14 protein-coding genes are annotated in these 15961 nt (G+C 58.6%); 6 read left to right on the top strand and 8 right to left on the bottom strand.

The features are described 5' to 3' along the window. The first annotated feature begins 311 nt into the window (after positions 1-311). Positions 312-1496, top strand: coding sequence for an ATP-binding protein (locus tag BN3544_RS07455; RefSeq protein ID WP_019430793.1), 1185 nt, complete (start codon positions 312-314; stop codon positions 1494-1496). A gap of 215 nt (positions 1497-1711) precedes the next feature. Here the strand turns inward: BN3544_RS07455 and manD are convergent, their stop codons facing one another. The 8 genes from manD to BN3544_RS07415 all read right to left on the bottom strand — a co-directional run bounded on the left by manD (position 1712) and on the right by BN3544_RS07415 (position 11086). Continuing rightward, positions 1712-2923, bottom strand: a complete 1212-nt coding sequence (manD, locus tag BN3544_RS07450; protein ID WP_019430792.1) for a D-mannonate dehydratase ManD — start codon at positions 2921-2923, stop codon at positions 1712-1714. 3 nt (positions 2924-2926) lie between these two features. Further along, complete coding sequence (locus BN3544_RS07445; protein WP_019430791.1) at positions 2927-4345, bottom strand: mannitol dehydrogenase family protein; 1419 nt, start codon at positions 4343-4345, stop codon at positions 2927-2929. Positions 4346-4471: 126 nt separating this feature from the next. After that, a complete protein-coding gene (locus BN3544_RS07440) occupies positions 4472-5533 on the bottom strand; it encodes a malate/lactate/ureidoglycolate dehydrogenase (RefSeq protein ID WP_019430790.1) in 1062 nt (353 codons plus the stop codon). Between the two features lie 130 nt (positions 5534-5663). Next, positions 5664-7193: a UxaA family hydrolase gene (locus tag BN3544_RS07435; protein ID WP_019430789.1), complete on the bottom strand. Its 1530-nt coding sequence runs from the start codon at positions 7191-7193 to the stop codon at positions 5664-5666. A gap of 45 nt (positions 7194-7238) precedes the next feature. After that, entirely contained in the window at positions 7239-8633 is a 1395-nt protein-coding gene (locus BN3544_RS07430; protein ID WP_026036797.1) for a TRAP transporter large permease, read from the bottom strand. Between the two features lie 25 nt (positions 8634-8658). Further along, positions 8659-9234 carry a TRAP transporter small permease gene (locus BN3544_RS07425; protein ID WP_019430787.1) on the bottom strand — a complete coding sequence of 192 codons (576 nt, stop codon included), beginning with the start codon at positions 9232-9234 and terminating at the stop codon, positions 8659-8661. Positions 9235-9321: 87 nt separating this feature from the next. Continuing rightward, positions 9322-10311 (bottom strand): sialic acid TRAP transporter substrate-binding protein SiaP, encoded by a 990-nt coding sequence (locus BN3544_RS07420; protein WP_019430786.1) that lies wholly within the window; start codon positions 10309-10311, stop codon positions 9322-9324. Positions 10312-10363: 52 nt separating this feature from the next. After that, the gene (locus BN3544_RS07415) at positions 10364-11086 is read right to left on the bottom strand and encodes a FadR/GntR family transcriptional regulator (protein WP_019430785.1); all 723 of its coding nucleotides are present in this window, start codon (positions 11084-11086) and stop codon (positions 10364-10366) included. A 197-nt stretch (positions 11087-11283) separates the two neighbouring features. On the opposite strand from BN3544_RS07415, the gene BN3544_RS07410 reads away from it, so the two are divergent. The 5 genes from BN3544_RS07410 (at position 11284) to BN3544_RS07390 (ending at position 15920) form a co-directional block, all read left to right on the top strand. Beyond that, positions 11284-12399, top strand: coding sequence for a mandelate racemase/muconate lactonizing enzyme family protein (locus BN3544_RS07410; RefSeq protein WP_019430784.1), 1116 nt, complete (start codon positions 11284-11286; stop codon positions 12397-12399). After that, a complete protein-coding gene (locus BN3544_RS07405; protein ID WP_019430783.1) occupies positions 12396-13145 on the top strand; it encodes an SDR family oxidoreductase in 750 nt (249 codons plus the stop codon). Before BN3544_RS07410 ends, BN3544_RS07405 begins: the two co-directional genes overlap by 4 nt. Positions 13146-13162: 17 nt before the next feature. Then, positions 13163-13921 (top strand): SDR family NAD(P)-dependent oxidoreductase, encoded by a 759-nt coding sequence (locus BN3544_RS07400; RefSeq protein WP_019430782.1) that lies wholly within the window; start codon positions 13163-13165, stop codon positions 13919-13921. Positions 13922-13944: 23 nt separating this feature from the next. Next, positions 13945-14808 (top strand): fumarylacetoacetate hydrolase family protein, encoded by an 864-nt coding sequence (locus BN3544_RS07395; RefSeq protein WP_019430781.1) that lies wholly within the window; start codon positions 13945-13947, stop codon positions 14806-14808. A gap of 362 nt (positions 14809-15170) precedes the next feature. Then, a complete protein-coding gene (locus BN3544_RS07390; protein WP_019430779.1) occupies positions 15171-15920 on the top strand; it encodes a TetR/AcrR family transcriptional regulator in 750 nt (249 codons plus the stop codon). Positions 15921-15961: the final 41 nt, after the last annotated feature.

Below are 15961 nucleotides of genomic sequence, written 5' to 3'. Positions count from 1 at the left end.
TGTTTGGACATCGCAGTGCGTGGGGGGGGTGGCCGCTAGAGGCTGGGAGCGGTCACAGCCGTTTCCATTCGTTAGGCGGTGCTCGACCCAAAGCGGACGGTCGCAAGTGGAGAATGCAGACTTTCAACGTCTCACATAAATGGCGTCTTAATGCTTGCGGTGCAAGTCCAAAAACATTCGCTTAATGGAGGGACCAGACAGCAATCCAGGACGGGTGAGGAACCCAATCTTCTATCTATTTCTATGCTTGTCTAACGTAATATAGATATACTTGCATAGCAATTTATAGACTTCACTCCACAGGAGATCCCATGGACGCCGTACGAAACCCATTTGCCCCGGGCGCTGGAAGTAGACCGCCAGAGCTTGCCGGACGGGAAGCCATCCTTCAGGACGCGCAGATAGCTATACAAAGGGCGCTTTTAGGTAAGCCTAGTCGCTCACAGATGCTGCTTGGCCTGCGTGGTGTAGGGAAGACGGTGCTGCTGAACAAAATCGAAGAGATAGCCGAAGCAGCGGGGCACGTTACATCCTCAATCGAAGCGCCAGAGGGAAAGGCGCTCAGTGAGTTACTGGTGCCACGGATCAATCAAGCCTTGCGAAAACTCTCGACTTCCGAGAACGCGAAGGCCAAAGCCCATCAGGCTCTTCGGGCACTTCGCTCGTTCGCATCTACGTTCAAGCTCGCGTACGGTGATGCTTCAATTTCAGTTGATCCGGAAGTAGGCGTCGCAGATAGCGGCGATATGGAGGCTGATCTACCCGAATTGTTCGTACGCGTAGGCGAGGCTGCAAAGGCCGCTGGTAAGGCTTGGACGCTTCTCATAGACGAAGTTCAGTACCTGCGCCCTAAAGATCTGGCAGCTCTGATAGTTGCGCTACACAAGGTTAACCAGAAAGACCTGCCGGTTTTATTCTTCGGTGCAGGGCTGCCACAGGTTGCGGCTCTTTCGGGCGATGCGAAATCCTATGCTGAACGGCTCTTTCACTACCCTGCGGTGGGTGCGCTTGAGGATAAAGATGCGGAGATCGCAATTAGGCAGCCAATCGAGGGTGAAGGTGAGGGAGTTGACGACAACGCGATCAGAGAGATACTTGCAAAGACCAAAGGCTATCCCTACTTTTTGCAGGAGTGGGGCTATCAGTGCTGGAACCTCGCCGAGGGGCCGCTCATCAAGCTGGAGGATGCATCAAAGGCTGCAGGAGAGGCGACAAAACGGCTTGACGAAGGCTTTTTCAAGGTGCGATTTGATCGCTTAACACCTAAGGAACGAGAGTACGTTATCGCCATGGCCAAACTTGGTGCAGGGCCGTATCGATCATCAGATGTCGCAGACGCACTAAAAGAAACCCATAAAAGCCTGGGGCCGCGGCGCGCACAGATCATCAGCAAGGGCATGATCTACAGCCCATCTCACGGAGACATTGCTTTCACCGTTCCCCTTTTCAACGAGTACCTTATTCGGAACTACGTGGAGAGCGCAAGGAAAACGTAGCTGCACGCAGGGAGAATGAGCGGAGTGATTCACCACCCAAGGTGGTGCAGGTTTCGAAGAAACTTAATCGCTCTTTTCTATGCTTGCTATGCAAGTCGAATGACCTCTTGGTGAAAGTGTGTTTGAGGGACAGTTCATTGCAGGTAGCTGGCAATCTTCTATGTGAGCCGATGACCGCTCCCGCTGTAAAGCAGCCCACGAAAGATCAACGAACATCACCAGTTCCACAACGTCCCATCGTGCTGCAGCCGGTTCACCGGCAGATAGGCCCTTTGGTACGGGTACTTGGCGGCCAGCTTTTCGTCGATGTCCACGCCGTGACCGGGTGATTCGCCGCAATACATCATGCCGCGCTCAAAGCGCCAGTCGTGCGGGAAGACAGACAGCATTTCTTCGCTGTGCGGCATGTACTCTTGCACGCCAAAGTTGGGCACCCAGGTGTCAAAGTGCAGTGCCGCGCCCATGCAAACCGGTGACAGGTCGGTCGCGCCGTGGCAGCCGGTGCGCACCTGGTAGAGGCTGGCCAAGTCGGCAATGCGCCGCAGGTGCGTGATGCCTCCCGCGTGGACCACGGTGGTGCGGATGTAGTCGATCAGTTGTTTTTCGATCAGCGTCTTGCAGTCCCAGATGCTGTTGAAAATCTCGCCCACCGCAATCGGCGTGGTGGTGTGGTGGCGAATCCACTGAAACGCGTCCTGGTTTTCGGCAGGCGTCGGGTCTTCCATCCAGAACATGCGCACAGGCTCCAGCGCTTTGCCCAGCTGGCCTGCTTCAATTGGGGTCAGTCGGTGGTGCACGTCGTGCAGCAAATGGATGTCGGGGCCTATGGCTTCCCGCACGGCTTCAAACAGACCGGGCGTGTGGCGCAAATATTTTTCGGTGCTCCAGTCGTGCTCGCTGGGCAGGTTGCCGTCGGCAGGTTCGTACATGCTGTTGGCACCGCTGACGCCATAGACCTTGTTCAGGCCCGGCACGCCACTTTGGGCACGGATGGCCAAGTAGCCTTCTTCTTTGTGGCGCAAAACTTCATCGACCGTCTCAGCTGTGTCGCGGCCGTTGGCGTGGCCATAGACCATCACCCCGGTTCGGCTGCGCCCGCCCAACAGTTGGTACAGCGGCATGTTCGCCATCTTGGCTTTGATGTCCCACAGCGCAGTGTCTACCGCGGCAATCGCGCTCATGGTCACCGGGCCACGCCGCCAGTAGGCGCCCTTGTAAAGGTATTGCCAGATGTCCTCGATCTGCTGCGGGTCGCGTCCTATTAGGCAGGGAATCAGGTGGTCTTCGAGGTAGCTGACCACGGCCAGCTCGCGGCCATTGAGCGTGGCATCGCCGATGCCGGTGACGCCCTGGTCGGTTTCGATTTTAAGGGTGACGAAGTTGCGGCCTGGGCTGCAGACAATGACGCGTGCGGCGGTGATTTTCATGGCTCAGGCCTCAAGAGAGAGCAGTTGCTGGATGGCGAGGTCCACACCGTTTTGCAGGACTTGTTGGTGCCAGTGCATGACGCGGTTGATCCATGCGGTGTTGTTGGGCAGGGCGCTGCCCCACAGGTCTTCGCGGGACAGTAAGGCGCGAACGCACGCGGCGCTTTCGCTGTGCTGGGCGGCACCCAGGGCGGTCAGGCTTGCCGCTTGCGGGTCGTTCAGCGCATAGGTCTGGTCGCTTTCGTCCACACCCAATGTGTAGCGCAAAAACACCGCTGCTGCCAGTGCGTGGTGGTCAAACGAAGCGCCCTTGGCGATTTGCCCCAGCACCGAGGGTGGCCAGCGTTGTGGAATTTTTTGTGAGTTGTCGGTGGCGATCTGGTGCACGCTGTGCTTCAGATACGGGTTGGCAAAGCGGGCAATCAGGGCGTCGCGATACTCGGCCCAGTCGCTGCGGCTCAGGTGCGGCGCGACTTCCTTGCTCATCAGTTGGTGAACAAATGTTTTGATGTGTGCCGCGCCAATGCAGCTGGCAATATAGGGCCGCGCGGTCACGGCACCCATCAAGGCCATGGCCGTGTGACTGCCGTTGAGCATGCGCAGTTTGGCTTCTTCGTAGCTGTGCACATCGCGCGTCACGCGCACGCCCGTGTTTTGCAGCAGGGCGGCATCTAGCGGGTCGGCAAACCGGTCTTCAATCACCCATTCCCAAAACCCTTCGGTGCTCAGGGCGCAGGTGTCCTGCAGGCCCAGTGCCTCTTGGGCAGCGACCAACACTTCGGGCGTGGCGGCGGGCACGATGCGGTCGACCATGCTGCACGGAAAGGCGCATTGCGCGTCCAGCCAGCACAGCAGCGCTGCATTTTGCGGTGCAGTGTCATTTGCTTGGATCGCAGCTTTGACCAAGGCTTGCAGCTTGTGGCCATTGCCTTGCAAGTTGTCGCATGAGGCGATGGTGAGGCCGGGCAGGCCAGCCTGTTGGCGCAGGCGCAAGCCGTCCAGCAGCAGCTGGCCCAGCGCGGGTGTGTAGCCTTTTTCGGTCACGGTGAGTGTGACCCAGCGGGTGCTGGGTGCTGCAATGGCTTGCACCACCGCATCGCGTTCGGTGGCGGCCACGTTCATGCGCCAAAGGGCGCCGGGCACTTGCCACTTCACGCCGTTCGCATCGGCGATGCGCACGGCATACAGGCCGTCTTGTGCTTTGAGCTGGTTCACCAGGTCGGGTCTTGTCATGCCCACGCCGTGGATGCCCCAGCGCGTGTCGCCACCGGTCAGCAACTGGTTAAACACTATGGCTTGGTGGGCTCGGTGGAAAGCACCCAGGCCCAAATGCACCACGCCCGGCGCGACAGTGCTGCGGTCATACGTCGGGGTCTGGATGGTCGCGGGAAGCGATGTCAAAGTGAGGGCTGAAAGTTGCATGAATTGTGGGGATGGACCCCGAATCAAGTCCGGGGTGACGGTTGATACGTTGAGGCTGGGGGGCTGTTGTTAAGTTGGGGTCGAGGTGACAGTTGTTAAGTTGGGTCTAGCGTCGCCGTTGTCTGGTTAAGTCTTTTGCGACTGTTGGAGTTTTTGTTCGGATGCCTCGATCTCGGCCCAGGTGGTGTCGTCGATCCAGATGCCGTTTTGTTCGCGCTCGGCGCGGGCAGTGCGTTCGGGTTCGCCCGCCATGTGCACGCCGTCACTGCCCGGGGCATCGGGACTTTGGCGCAGCCAGTCGGCAAAGGCCAGGGCTTCTTGCTCGAACATGTCTTGTGTGCCCAGGCGCACCGGGTCGATCAGCATGGTCAGCATGCCATTCAGCACGGCGCGTTGCTGGTCGGCTTCGCGATGCCATGTGCCACTGCCGGTCAGTGCGCCGCCCAGCAGTTCGCAGGCCACGGCCATGCCAAAACCTTTGTGGTCGCCAAAGGTCATGAGTGCGCCAAACAGACCGTTGGTCTGCGGTACCACCACCACGCCCGGGTCGGTGGTGGGGTGGCCATTTTCGTCAATCAAATAACCGGGTGGCACTTGCTCGCCCTTGTTGTGCGCCACGCGCATCTTGCCCTGTGCCACGCGGCTGGTGGCAAAGTCCAGCACAAAGGGTGCGCGGCTGCCCATGGGCACGCCGATGCAGCAGGGGTTGGTGCCAAAGCGCCCATCGCCACCGCCAAAAGGCGCGACCACGGGGCGCGAAAGCACGTTGACAAAATGCACCGACACCAGACCTTGTGCCACGGCCATTTCGGCAAAGTGGCCGATGCGCCCCAAGTGGTGCGAGCGGCTCAGGGCCACGGTGCATACCCCGTGTTGCTTGGCACGATCAATGCCCATTTGCATGGCTTGCACGCCAGTGATCTGGCCATAGCCGCGCTGGCCGTCCAGGTTCAACAGTGGGCCGGTGTCAAGCAAGACCTTGACGCCGGTGTTGGGACTCAAGCCACCTTCGAGCACGGCGTCCACATAGCGCGGCACCATGCCGACACCGTGCGAGTCGTGACCACTCAGGTTGGCCATCACCAAGTTGTCGGCCACCTGCGCGGCTTCAGCCGGTGTGCTGCCCGTCATGGCGATGATGCGGGTGATGTGTTGGCGCAGATCGGTGGCCTGGATGCGTTGGCTCATGGGGATCCTTATCAGTCATTGATTTACTCTTGTCACCCCGGGCTTGACCCGGGGTCCATCTTGAGGGTTGCTCATGGCGCTAGACCACATGGATCCCGGATCAAGTCCGGGATGACGAGCGAGGGGGCGCTCACATCACCGCGCCCACTTGCCATGGCACAAACTCGTTTTGCCCGTAGCCGTGGCGTTCGCTCTTGGTGGGTTCGCCCGAAGCGGTGGCCAGGATCATTTCGAAAATGCACTGGCCCATTTCTGCGATGCTCACGCCGCCGTCCACGATCTCACCGCAGTTCAGGTCCATGTCCTCTTCTTGTTTTTTCCACAGCGCGGTGTTGGTCGAAAACTTCAGGCTGGGCGAAGGCGCGCAGCCATACGCGCTGCCGCGACCGGTGGTAAAGCAGATCAGGTTGGCACCGCCTGCCACTTGGCCAGTGGCGCTGACGGGGTCGTAACCTGGCGTGTCCATGTAGACGAATCCCTTGGCTTGCACCGGTTCGGCGTATTCGTAAACCGCCTGCAGGTTGCTGGTGCCGCCTTTGGCCACGGCGCCGAGCGACTTTTCAAGGATGGTGGTCAGGCCGCCGGCCTTGTTGCCGGGCGAGGGGTTGTTGTTCATTTCGCCGCCGTTGATGGCGGTGTAGTTCTCCCACCATTTGATGCGCTCGATCAGTTTGTGCGCCACTTCGGGCTTGACGGCACGTCGTGTGAGCAAATGTTCGGCCCCATAAATCTCAGGTGTTTCGCTCAGGATTGCGGTGCCGCCATGCTGGACCAGCAGGTCGACCGCCGCACCCAGCGCCGGGTTGGCGCTGATGCCCGAATAACCGTCCGATCCACCGCACTGCAAACCCACTGTGATGTGTTCAGCACTGCAAGGCTGGCGCGTGATGGCATTGGCGCGGGGCAGCATTTCTTCGATCAGCTTGATCCCTTTTTCGACAGTGAGGCGTGTGCCACCCGTGTCCTGGATATTGAAGACTTTCAGTGTGTCGCCCTCGCGCAGGCTGCTGTGTGCCAGCCAGGTGTTGAGTTGGTTGGCTTCACAGCCCAAGCCCACGACGACCACACCCCAGAAGTTGGCGTGCGTGGCGTAACCGGCCAAAGTGCGTTCGAGCAGCTGGATGCCCAGCCCTTCGGTGTCCATGCCGCAGCCAGTGCCGTGGGTCAAGGCGACCACGCCATCCACATGGGGGAAGTTGGCCAACGCTTGTGGGTTGTTGCGCTTGGAGAAATGGTCGGCAATGGCGCGTGCAGCGGTGGCTGAGCAGTTGACGCTGGACAGCACACCAATGTAGTTGCGCGTGGCCACGCGACCGTCCGCACGCTGGTAGCCCATGAAGGTGGCCTGTTTGCGCACGGGTTCGGGCTTGACGTCTTGCCCGATGGCGTAGTCGCGCTCGAAGTTGCCTTTTTCGGCGCCCATGTTCAGGTTGTGCGTGTGCACATGTTCGCCCGGCGCAATGGCTTGCGATGCGAAACCAATGATCTGGTTGTAGCGGCGCACGGGCTCGTTTGCAGCAATGGCGCGAGTGGCGATTTTGTGGCCGGGCGGTATGAGCCCACGTACGGCAACACCGTCAACGGCGCTGCCGCTCATGAGTTGAGCGCGGGCGATGACCACGTCATCGGCTGGGTGTAAACGGATGAAAGAATGGGACATGTTTTGAATCGGTTGGGGACGGCGCCGAGCCGTTGTGCCACAGGGTCAATAAAATTGTTTGGGCAACCACAGCACCAAGCTGGGGACGTAGGTGATGACGGCCAAGCTGCCCAGCAAGGGGAACAGCCAAGGCAAGATGGCGCGGGTGGTGGCTTCGACGCTCAGGCGCGCCACGCGGGCCAGCACAAACAGCACCATGCCCATAGGCGGGTGCAGCAAACCAATCATCAGGTTCAGTACCATGACCAGGCCAAAGTGCACCAGGTCAATGCCCAGCTTCTGGCAAATGGGCACCAGGATTGGCACAAGAATGGTGATGGCGGCTGTGGGTTCCAGAAAGCATCCGACAAAAAGCATCAGCAAGTTGGCCAACAGCAGAAATATCCATGGCTCTTGTGTGAAACCCAGCACCCAGGCGCTGATGGCGGTGGTCACGCCGGTGGCCGTGAGCATCCAGCCAAAAATGCTGGCCGCAGCCACGATGAACAGCACGGTGGCCGTGGTCTCTACGGTGTCGAGGCAAATCTTCACGAACATTTTGAAGTTGAGCGTGCGATACCAAAAGAAACCCAATGCAATGGCCCAGACGCAAGCGGCGATTGCGCCTTCGGTGGGGGTGAAGACGCCCGTGGTCATGCCACCAATCAACAGTACCGGCGTCATGATGGGCAAGACTGCCTGGAAGTTGAAGAATTTGTCGGCGGCGAACAAGATGAACAAGGCTGCAAATACGGTGATTTGCGGTGGCGCACCCATGGCCGTAACCAGCCACCAAATAGACAGGGGCCAAACGATCACCACAGCAGTTTCGATGAGTGCTTTGATGACTTTGGACCACTCGAATTTGACGTCCGCACCCCAGCCGTTTTTGTGCGCAAAATAAGCCACAGTCAGCATCATCAACACGGCCATCAAAATACCGGGCAGGATGCCTGCAAGAAACAAGGCACCGACGGAAACGTTGGCCATCATGCCGTAGATCACAAAGGGCAAGCTCGGCGGAATGATGGGGCCGAGCGTGGCCGATGCGGCCGTAACGCCCACCGCAAATTCGGTGCTGTAGCCATGGTCTTTCATGGCCTTGATCTCGATGGTGCCCAGCCCTGCCGCATCGGCAATGGCTGTGCCGCTCATGCCGGCAAACACGACCGAGCCGACCACGTTGACGTGGCCCAGTCCACCCTTAAGCCAGCCCACCAGGGCCAGCGCGTAGTTGTAGATGCGGTTGGTGATGCCCGCGTTGTTCATCAGGTTGCCGGCCAAAATGAAAAAGGGCACGGCCAGCAGCGGAAAGCTGTCGATGCCCGAGACCATGCGGTGGATGACCACAAACGGCGGAGAGCTTTCGACAAAAAACAAATAGAGCAAGGACGCGCCCGCCATGGCAATCGCCACCGGGATACCGCCACTCATAAGAATCAGAAAAAGGATCTTGAGCATGGGAGAACTTTCTAGAGGGGCGGTTTCAACGGTCAGTCATTTCAGACTCGGGGCGTTGCAGCACGGTATAGCCGCGTTGCCAATGCACGCGGGCCACCCAGATGGCGCGCAGGCACATGGTGGCAAAGCCGACCATCACCACGCCATAAATCAGGTTCATGGGCAAGTCGATGATGGTCATCTTGTAGTTGCCCAGTTTCTCCATCATTTGCCCTGTCAGGACGGTGGCGGCGGCGAAAAAGGCGATGCGCATCACGTCGACCACGGTGCCCATGGCGCGCGACAGCCATGTGGGCATGAAGCGGTAAAAGAAATCGACTTGAATGTGGTTGTTCTTGGCCACGCCAATGGTCGCGCCAGTAAAGACGGTGGCGATCAGCAAATAGCGGGCAATTTCTTCGGTCCATGAAGCCGAATCGTTCATCACGTAACGTGTCAGAAATTGGTAAAAAACCGTCAGACCCAAGGTCCAGAAAAATGCCAATGCCACCCAGGCTTCAATGGGCGTGCCCGACAGATCCACTTCATCGTCGGTGGCGTGGAATTGGCCATCGTCGCCCATGACTTTGGGCATGGCGTCGAGATCGGGGAGTTCACTCATGGCGGGTCCTTGGATTCAAAAACTGGCGCAGACCAGACCCCTGTGGGCCTGATCTGCTCAATCCGTGCGGGGCGCACGGACAAAAGATCACTTGGCGGCTTGGATCTTGTCGAAGTCAGCACGGGTGAAGCCCATCGACTCCAATGGTGCGTTTTTGAGCACTGCGTCCTGGAACGACTTGCGGTCCACTTGAACGATTTGCAGACCTTTTTTCTTGAACTCGTCAACCAACTCGGCTTCACGTTTTTTGATCTTGCCAGTCGATCGGTTGGCGGCTTCCTGCGTCACTTCGGTGAACATTTTCTTTTCGGCATCGCTGAGTTTGTTCCAGACGTGAGGGGCCACTTGGGTAGTCAGTCCGTCCACGATGTGGCCGGTCAGCATGATGGCTTTTTGCACTTCGTAGAACTTCTTGGCCTCGATGGTGGTCAGTGGGTTTTCCTGCGCTTCTACGGTGCCGTTTTGCAGGGCCAGATACACCTCGGCAAATGCGATGGGCGTGGGGTTGGCGCCGCAAGATTTTGGCGTGGCGGTGTAAGCAGGCACATCCGGCACGCGAATCTTCAGGCCTTTCATGCCTTCGCAGGTGGTGAAGGCTTTTTGTGCAGTGGTGTGGCGAGCGCCGTAATAGGTGTAGGCCGTGACCTGGATGCCTGTTTTCGCGCGGTAGTCATTGACCATCTCTTGGAAAAGTGGGCTCTTGGAGTAGGCGATCAGGTGGTCGCCGTCACGGAAGATGAAGGGGTAGTAAGCAATGCCAAAGCGAGGGTAGGTGCGTGCAGCGAAAGAGGTGCCGCTGATGATCATGTCCACCGTGCCCAAGGTCAGCCCTTGGTTGATGTCGGTTTCTTTGCCCAAAGTAGAGGCAGGGAAGACTTGGATATCGAACTTGCCGTTGCTGCGTTTTTTGATTTCTTCTGCGGCCCAGACCGAGTCGATGTGGTACGGCTCAGACGTTTCGTAGGCGTGGGCCCACTTTAGTTTTTGTTGCGCTTGCGCACCTGTGCTGATCAGCACAGAGCCGACCGCAACAGCGCCCAATGCGGCCAGGGTTTTCAGGGTGAATCGTTTGCTCATCGTTGTCTCCTTGTGGTTTTTGAAAATTGCTGACGCGAAAAACGGTATACCCCTAGCGGGCGGGAGCGCGGCGCCAGCTCGCGCTGTATCTTTTGTGGGCTTGTTTCAGGTGCTTTTGCATGGCTTTGCGTGCACCTGCGCTGTCACGCGCTTCGATGGCGTCCAGCACGGCCTGGTGTTCTGTAATGGCGGCTTGCCAAGAAGCGGGGTGCTCGAAATAGTCGCCCAGACGTTCAAACAAGGGGCCGTTGCGGGCGAGCCAAAAACGTTGCACGGTGTCGAGCAGCACGCCGTTGCCGCAGGCTTTGGCGATGCCCTCATGGAAGGCTTCATCGCCCCAGCGAGGGACTTCGTCGCGGGCGGCTTCCAGTTTCATTTTTTGCAAGCCTGCTCGGATGACTTGCAAGTCTTTCTTTTGGGCGTTTTGGGCAGCCAAGGCAGCCACTTCGGCTTCGACCAGAATTCGGGCGCTCATCACTTCCAGGGGGCCCCACTCGGCCGGGGCATCGCTTTGAGCGCCATTGCTTTTGTTGTGCGGTGAGTTGATGTTTTGCACGTAAATGCCTGAACCCATGCGCACTTCGATCATGCCTTCGACTTCAAGTGCAATGAGTGCTTCGCGCACCGAGGGACGGCTCACGCCCAGTTGTAACGCCAGATCGCGTTCGGCCGGCAAGCGCGAACCCACTGCGAATTCGCCAGACGCCATCAGTTGCCTCAGTTGCTCGGCAATCTGGCGGTACAGGCGCAGGGGTTCAACGGTTTGTATGGGCATTTGGCGAATCAGGGATAACGTGAATTGGACAAGTGGTCAGACCAGTTGCACAATCATCACATGTTCACATTTGCCGCGTCAAGCCATTTCAACTCCGCACAAACCCGCATGTCAGAGGTCGCAAAACGATCTCTTGTGGTGTGGACCGGATGCGATCTTCAAGGTCTTGACTTTTTCTAACTTGCTGCATTTTTCCGATGTCCTCAGTCACCATTGACCGCGTCAGCCTACGGCAAGTGAATTTGCCGCCGAAGGTGCTTCGCACCGACGCGATTCAGTCGTTCGTGACGCAAGAAACCATCTTGCTCACCCTGCACTGCAGCGACGGCATTGCGGCCACGGGCTACGCCTACACCATCGGCACGGGGGGCTCTTCTGTCCTTGCTTTGCTCAAGGACCACTTGGCACCCCGTTTGATCGGTCGCGATCCGGTGATGGTCGAGGCCATCTGGAAAGACTTGTTTTTTCATACCCACGCCACGGCCGTGGGCGCGATGACCAGTCTGGCGTTGGCCTGTGTCGACACCGCCTTGTGGGATTGGCGCGCGCAAAGCCAAGGCCTGCCGCTGTGGCAGTTATTGGGTGGTGCGCAAAAACGCGTACCGCTTTACACCACCGAAGGCGGCTGGTTGCATTTGTCGCCTGAGGCGCTGGTGGATCAGACCCTGGAGGCGCAAGCCCAGGGCTTTAAAGGGGCCAAGATCAAGATCGGCCGTCCTCATGTCAGTGAAGACGTGGCCCGCTTGAGCGCTGTGCGCGATGCGGTGGGGCCAGCGTTTGAGCTGATGACCGATGCCAACCAGGGCTTCAACCGCGCCGAGTCCGTGCGCCGGGCGCGGGCGTTTGATGGTTTGGGGCTGGCGTGGATGGAAGAGCCGCTGCCTGCCGAAGACGTGTCGGGCCACCGCCAGTTGCGTGAGCACACGACCATTCCGGTGGCGGTGGGCGAGTCGATGTACCACCCGATGCAGTTCCGTGAATACCTGGAGCAGGGCGCTTGCTCGATCGTGCAGCCCGATGTAGCCCGCATTGGCGGCATCACGCCCTGGATCAAGACGGCGCATTTGGCCGAGACGTTTGACGTGGCGGTGTGTCCTCACTTCTTGATGGAGTTGCATGTGAGCCTTTGCGCCGCCGTGCCCAACGCCACTTGGGTCGAATACATTCCGCAACTGGACGACATCACCACTTCGCGCATGCGGGTGTCTGATGGTTTCGCCCATCCACCCGACACCGCAGGTCTGGGCATTGCCTGGGACTGGTCCGCCATCACACAAAGACAAACCACTTATCTGGAGATCAAGGCACTATGAGACTCAAAGGAAAAACCGCGCTGGTGACCGCCGCTGGGCAAGGCATTGGCCAGGCTGCTGCGCTGGCCATGGCCGCAGAAGGCGCCATCGTTTACGCCACCGATGTGAATGCCGAGTTGCTCAAGTCTTACCAAGGCGTGGCGAATGTGCACACCGCCGTGCTCAACGTGCTTGACAAAGCCGCGATTGCCGCCCAGGTGGCCAGCATGGACCGCATCGATGTGATCTTCAATTGCGCAGGTTTTGTGCACAACGGCAGCATTGTGGAGGCCAAAGACGACGAGTGGGAATTCGCGTTCAACCTGAACGTGCGTTCGCAGTTCTGGATGATTCAGGCGGCCATTCCCAAAATGGTGGCGCAGTTCGAGAAAGACGGCCGTGGCGGCAGCATCATCAACATGGCCAGCGTGTGTTCCAGCGTGAAGGGCTTGCCCAACCGCTTCATCTACGGCACCAGCAAGGCCGCAGTGATTGGCCTCACCAAGAGTGTGGCGGCTGACTTTGTACGCCAGGGCATCCGTTGCAATGCGATTTGCCCTGGCACCGTGGACACCCCTTCGCTGCAAGACCGCATCAACAGCTACGCCGATCCGGTGCAGGCGCGCAAGGACTTCATCAACCGCCAGCCCATGGGCAGACTGGCGCAGGCGGCAGAGATCGCGCCCATCGTCACCTTCTTGGCCTCTGACGAATCCATCTTCGCCACGGGCAATGCCTACATGGTCGATGGTGGCATGACCATTTGAGTTTCAGAAAGACAGACATGAATTTGCTGGACATGAAAGGCCGCCACGCGGTCATCACGGGCGCAGCCACTGGCTTGGGTTTTGCCATTGCCCAACGCATGCTGGCTTCGGGGGCCCGAGTGACGGTCTGGGATCGCGATGCGGCGGGCATGATCGTCGCCGCCGAACAACTGCGAAAGCAACAGCCAGGCGCTGTCGTCAACACGGTGCAGGTCGATGTGACGAGCCACGATTCGGTGGTGCAAGCCACGGCGCAAACCACCGCTTTGGCCGATGTGGATGTGTTGGTCAACAGCGCTGGCATCACCGGCCCCAATGTCAAGGTGTGGGATTACCCGGTTGACGCTTGGAAGCAGGTGTTTGATGTGAATGTGCATGGTTTGTTTTATTGCTGCCGCGAACTCAGCGCCCAGATGAAGGCGCGCAACTACGGTCGCATCGTCAACATCGCTTCGGTTGCGGGCAAGGACGGCAACCCCAATGCCAGCGCTTACAGTGCCAGCAAGGCGGCCGTCATTGGCCTCACCAAATCGCTGGGCAAAGAGCTCGCCGACACGGGGGTGCGGGTGAACTGTGTCACCCCGGCGGCTGTCAAGACGGCGATTTTTGATCAAATGTCGCCAGAGCACATCCAGTTCATGTTGTCCAAGATTCCGATGGCCCGCTTTGGCGAGCCCGAAGAAGTCGCCGCCATGGTGACCTGGTTGAGCACCGAAGAATGTTCCTTTTCCACCGGCGCGGTCTTTGACTTGTCGGGTGGCCGTTCGACTTATTGATTTTTTACACACTGAGAGGTTTTATGAAACTCGTTCGCTATGGCCAACCCGGCAAAGAAAAACCAGGTCTGATCGACGTCGATGGCCGCTTGCGCGACCTGAGTGGCGTGGTGAAAGACATTTCCCCTGAGTTGCTCAACGACAAGGCGCTGGCCAAGCTGGCCAAAGTCAAGACCGACAAGCTGCCTTTGGTGCGCGGCAAAAAGCGCTTTGGCACGCCCATCTCGTACACCAGCAAATTCATTGCCATTGGCCTGAACTATGCCGATCACGCGGCCGAATCCGGCATGCCCATTCCGGCTGAACCGATTGTGTTCACCAAGGCCATTTCTTGCATTCAGGGCGCAGACGATGACGTCATGCTGCCCAAAGGCTCCAAGAAGACCGACTGGGAGGTCGAGTTGGGCATCGTCATTGGCACGCGCACACGCTATGTGTCGCAAAAAGATGCCTTGAACCACGTGGCTGGTTATTGCGTCATCAACGACGTGAGCGAGCGCGAATACCAGCTCGAACGCGGCGCCACATGGGACAAGGGCAAGGGTTGCGACACCTTCGGCCCCGTCGGCCCATGGTTGGTCACGCGCGACGAAGTGCCTAACCCGCAAGCCCTGGGCATGTGGCTGGACGTGAACGGCGTGCGCATGCAAACCGGCACCACCAAGACCATGATTTTTGGCGTGGCCAAACTGGTCAGCTATGTGAGCCAGTTCATGACCCTCGAGGCCGGCGACATCATCACAACCGGCACCCCTCCGGGCGTGGGCATGGGCATCAAAAAAGACGGCAAGCCCGCACCTGTGTTCTTGAAGCGTGGCGACGTGATGCGCTTGGGCATTGATGGCCTGGGTGAGCAAAGCCAGAAAGTGGTGGCTTTCAAAGCCTGATGTTTTTCGACTTGACCTGGGAGATCCTGCTTGGCGAGCATGGATACCCGGTCAAGCCGGGTATGACATTGAATTTGCACGTGTCCGTTGCTTGTCACTCGGGCTTTTGCTCGTCACTTGGGCTTTTGCTTGTCACTCGGGCCGTTGCTTGTCACTCGGGCCGTTGCTTGTCACTCGGGCCGTTGCTTGTCACTCGGGCCGTTGCTTGTCACCCCCGACCTGATCGGGGGTCTATAGCGCCCCCCGCATGCGCGGCTTGTTGTGGCGGTTGTTGCCCCTGATTTACCCTTGCTTGCCCAAGTGGTTTGGTCTTTTGCAAAATTTTGGTGCAAAATAGAACGACCGTTCTTTTTTGATGCACCATGACCGATCACAAAAAAACCCAAAAAGTAGAAAGCTTGCCCGTTCCAGAAGCGGGTCGGCGAGTGCTCATCAAAGGTCAGCAAACCAAGACCGTCATCATCGATGCCGCGTTGGGCCTGGCCTCGCAAATTGGGCTTGAAGGGCTGTCCATTGGGGCGGTGGCTGAGGTCACGGGCATGAGCAAGTCGGGCGTTTTTGCGCACTTTGGCTCGCGTGAAGAGCTGCAAATTTCGGTCATTCGCGAATACCACGACCGTTTTGAGGCAGAGGTGTTTTACGCCGCCATGCAAAAACCCCGAGGCGTGGCGCGACTGCAAGCCATGTTCGACAACTGGATGGTGCAGACCTCCGCTGAAATCGATTCTGGTTGTATTTACATCAGTGGCGCAGTCGAGTTTGACGACCGTATGGGCCCTGTTCGCGATGCTTTGGCCTCATCGGTGACCACTTGGCAAACGGCCTTGCGCCGTGCCGTCGAGCTGGCGCAGGCCGAAGGGCAATTGAGCCTAGAGTCAGATGCTCACCAGATTGCCTTCGAAATTCATGGCTTGATTTTGGCCTTGCACTACGAGGCGCGTTTTTTGCGCAACCCCGCTGCCACCGACCGCGCAAGGCGAGGGTTCTCGCACATTCTGGCGCGCTACGCCACAGAGCCAACACCGGCGCCAGTCAAAACCCCTGACGTTGCAGCCCCGTCCGCTCAATGGGCGTCGTTGGCCAAGACGCAGCGCAAGAACAGCGACCACTGATTTTTGCTTTTACCCCCCCGATCTTCATTTTCAAGGAGTCT

This window comes from Limnohabitans sp. Rim47 (assembly GCF_001517545.1).
GTDB lineage: Bacteria > Pseudomonadota > Gammaproteobacteria > Burkholderiales > Burkholderiaceae_C > Limnohabitans_A.
Note: the sequence above shows the minus strand (reverse complement) of the source record. Positions and strands in the feature narration are given on the sequence as shown.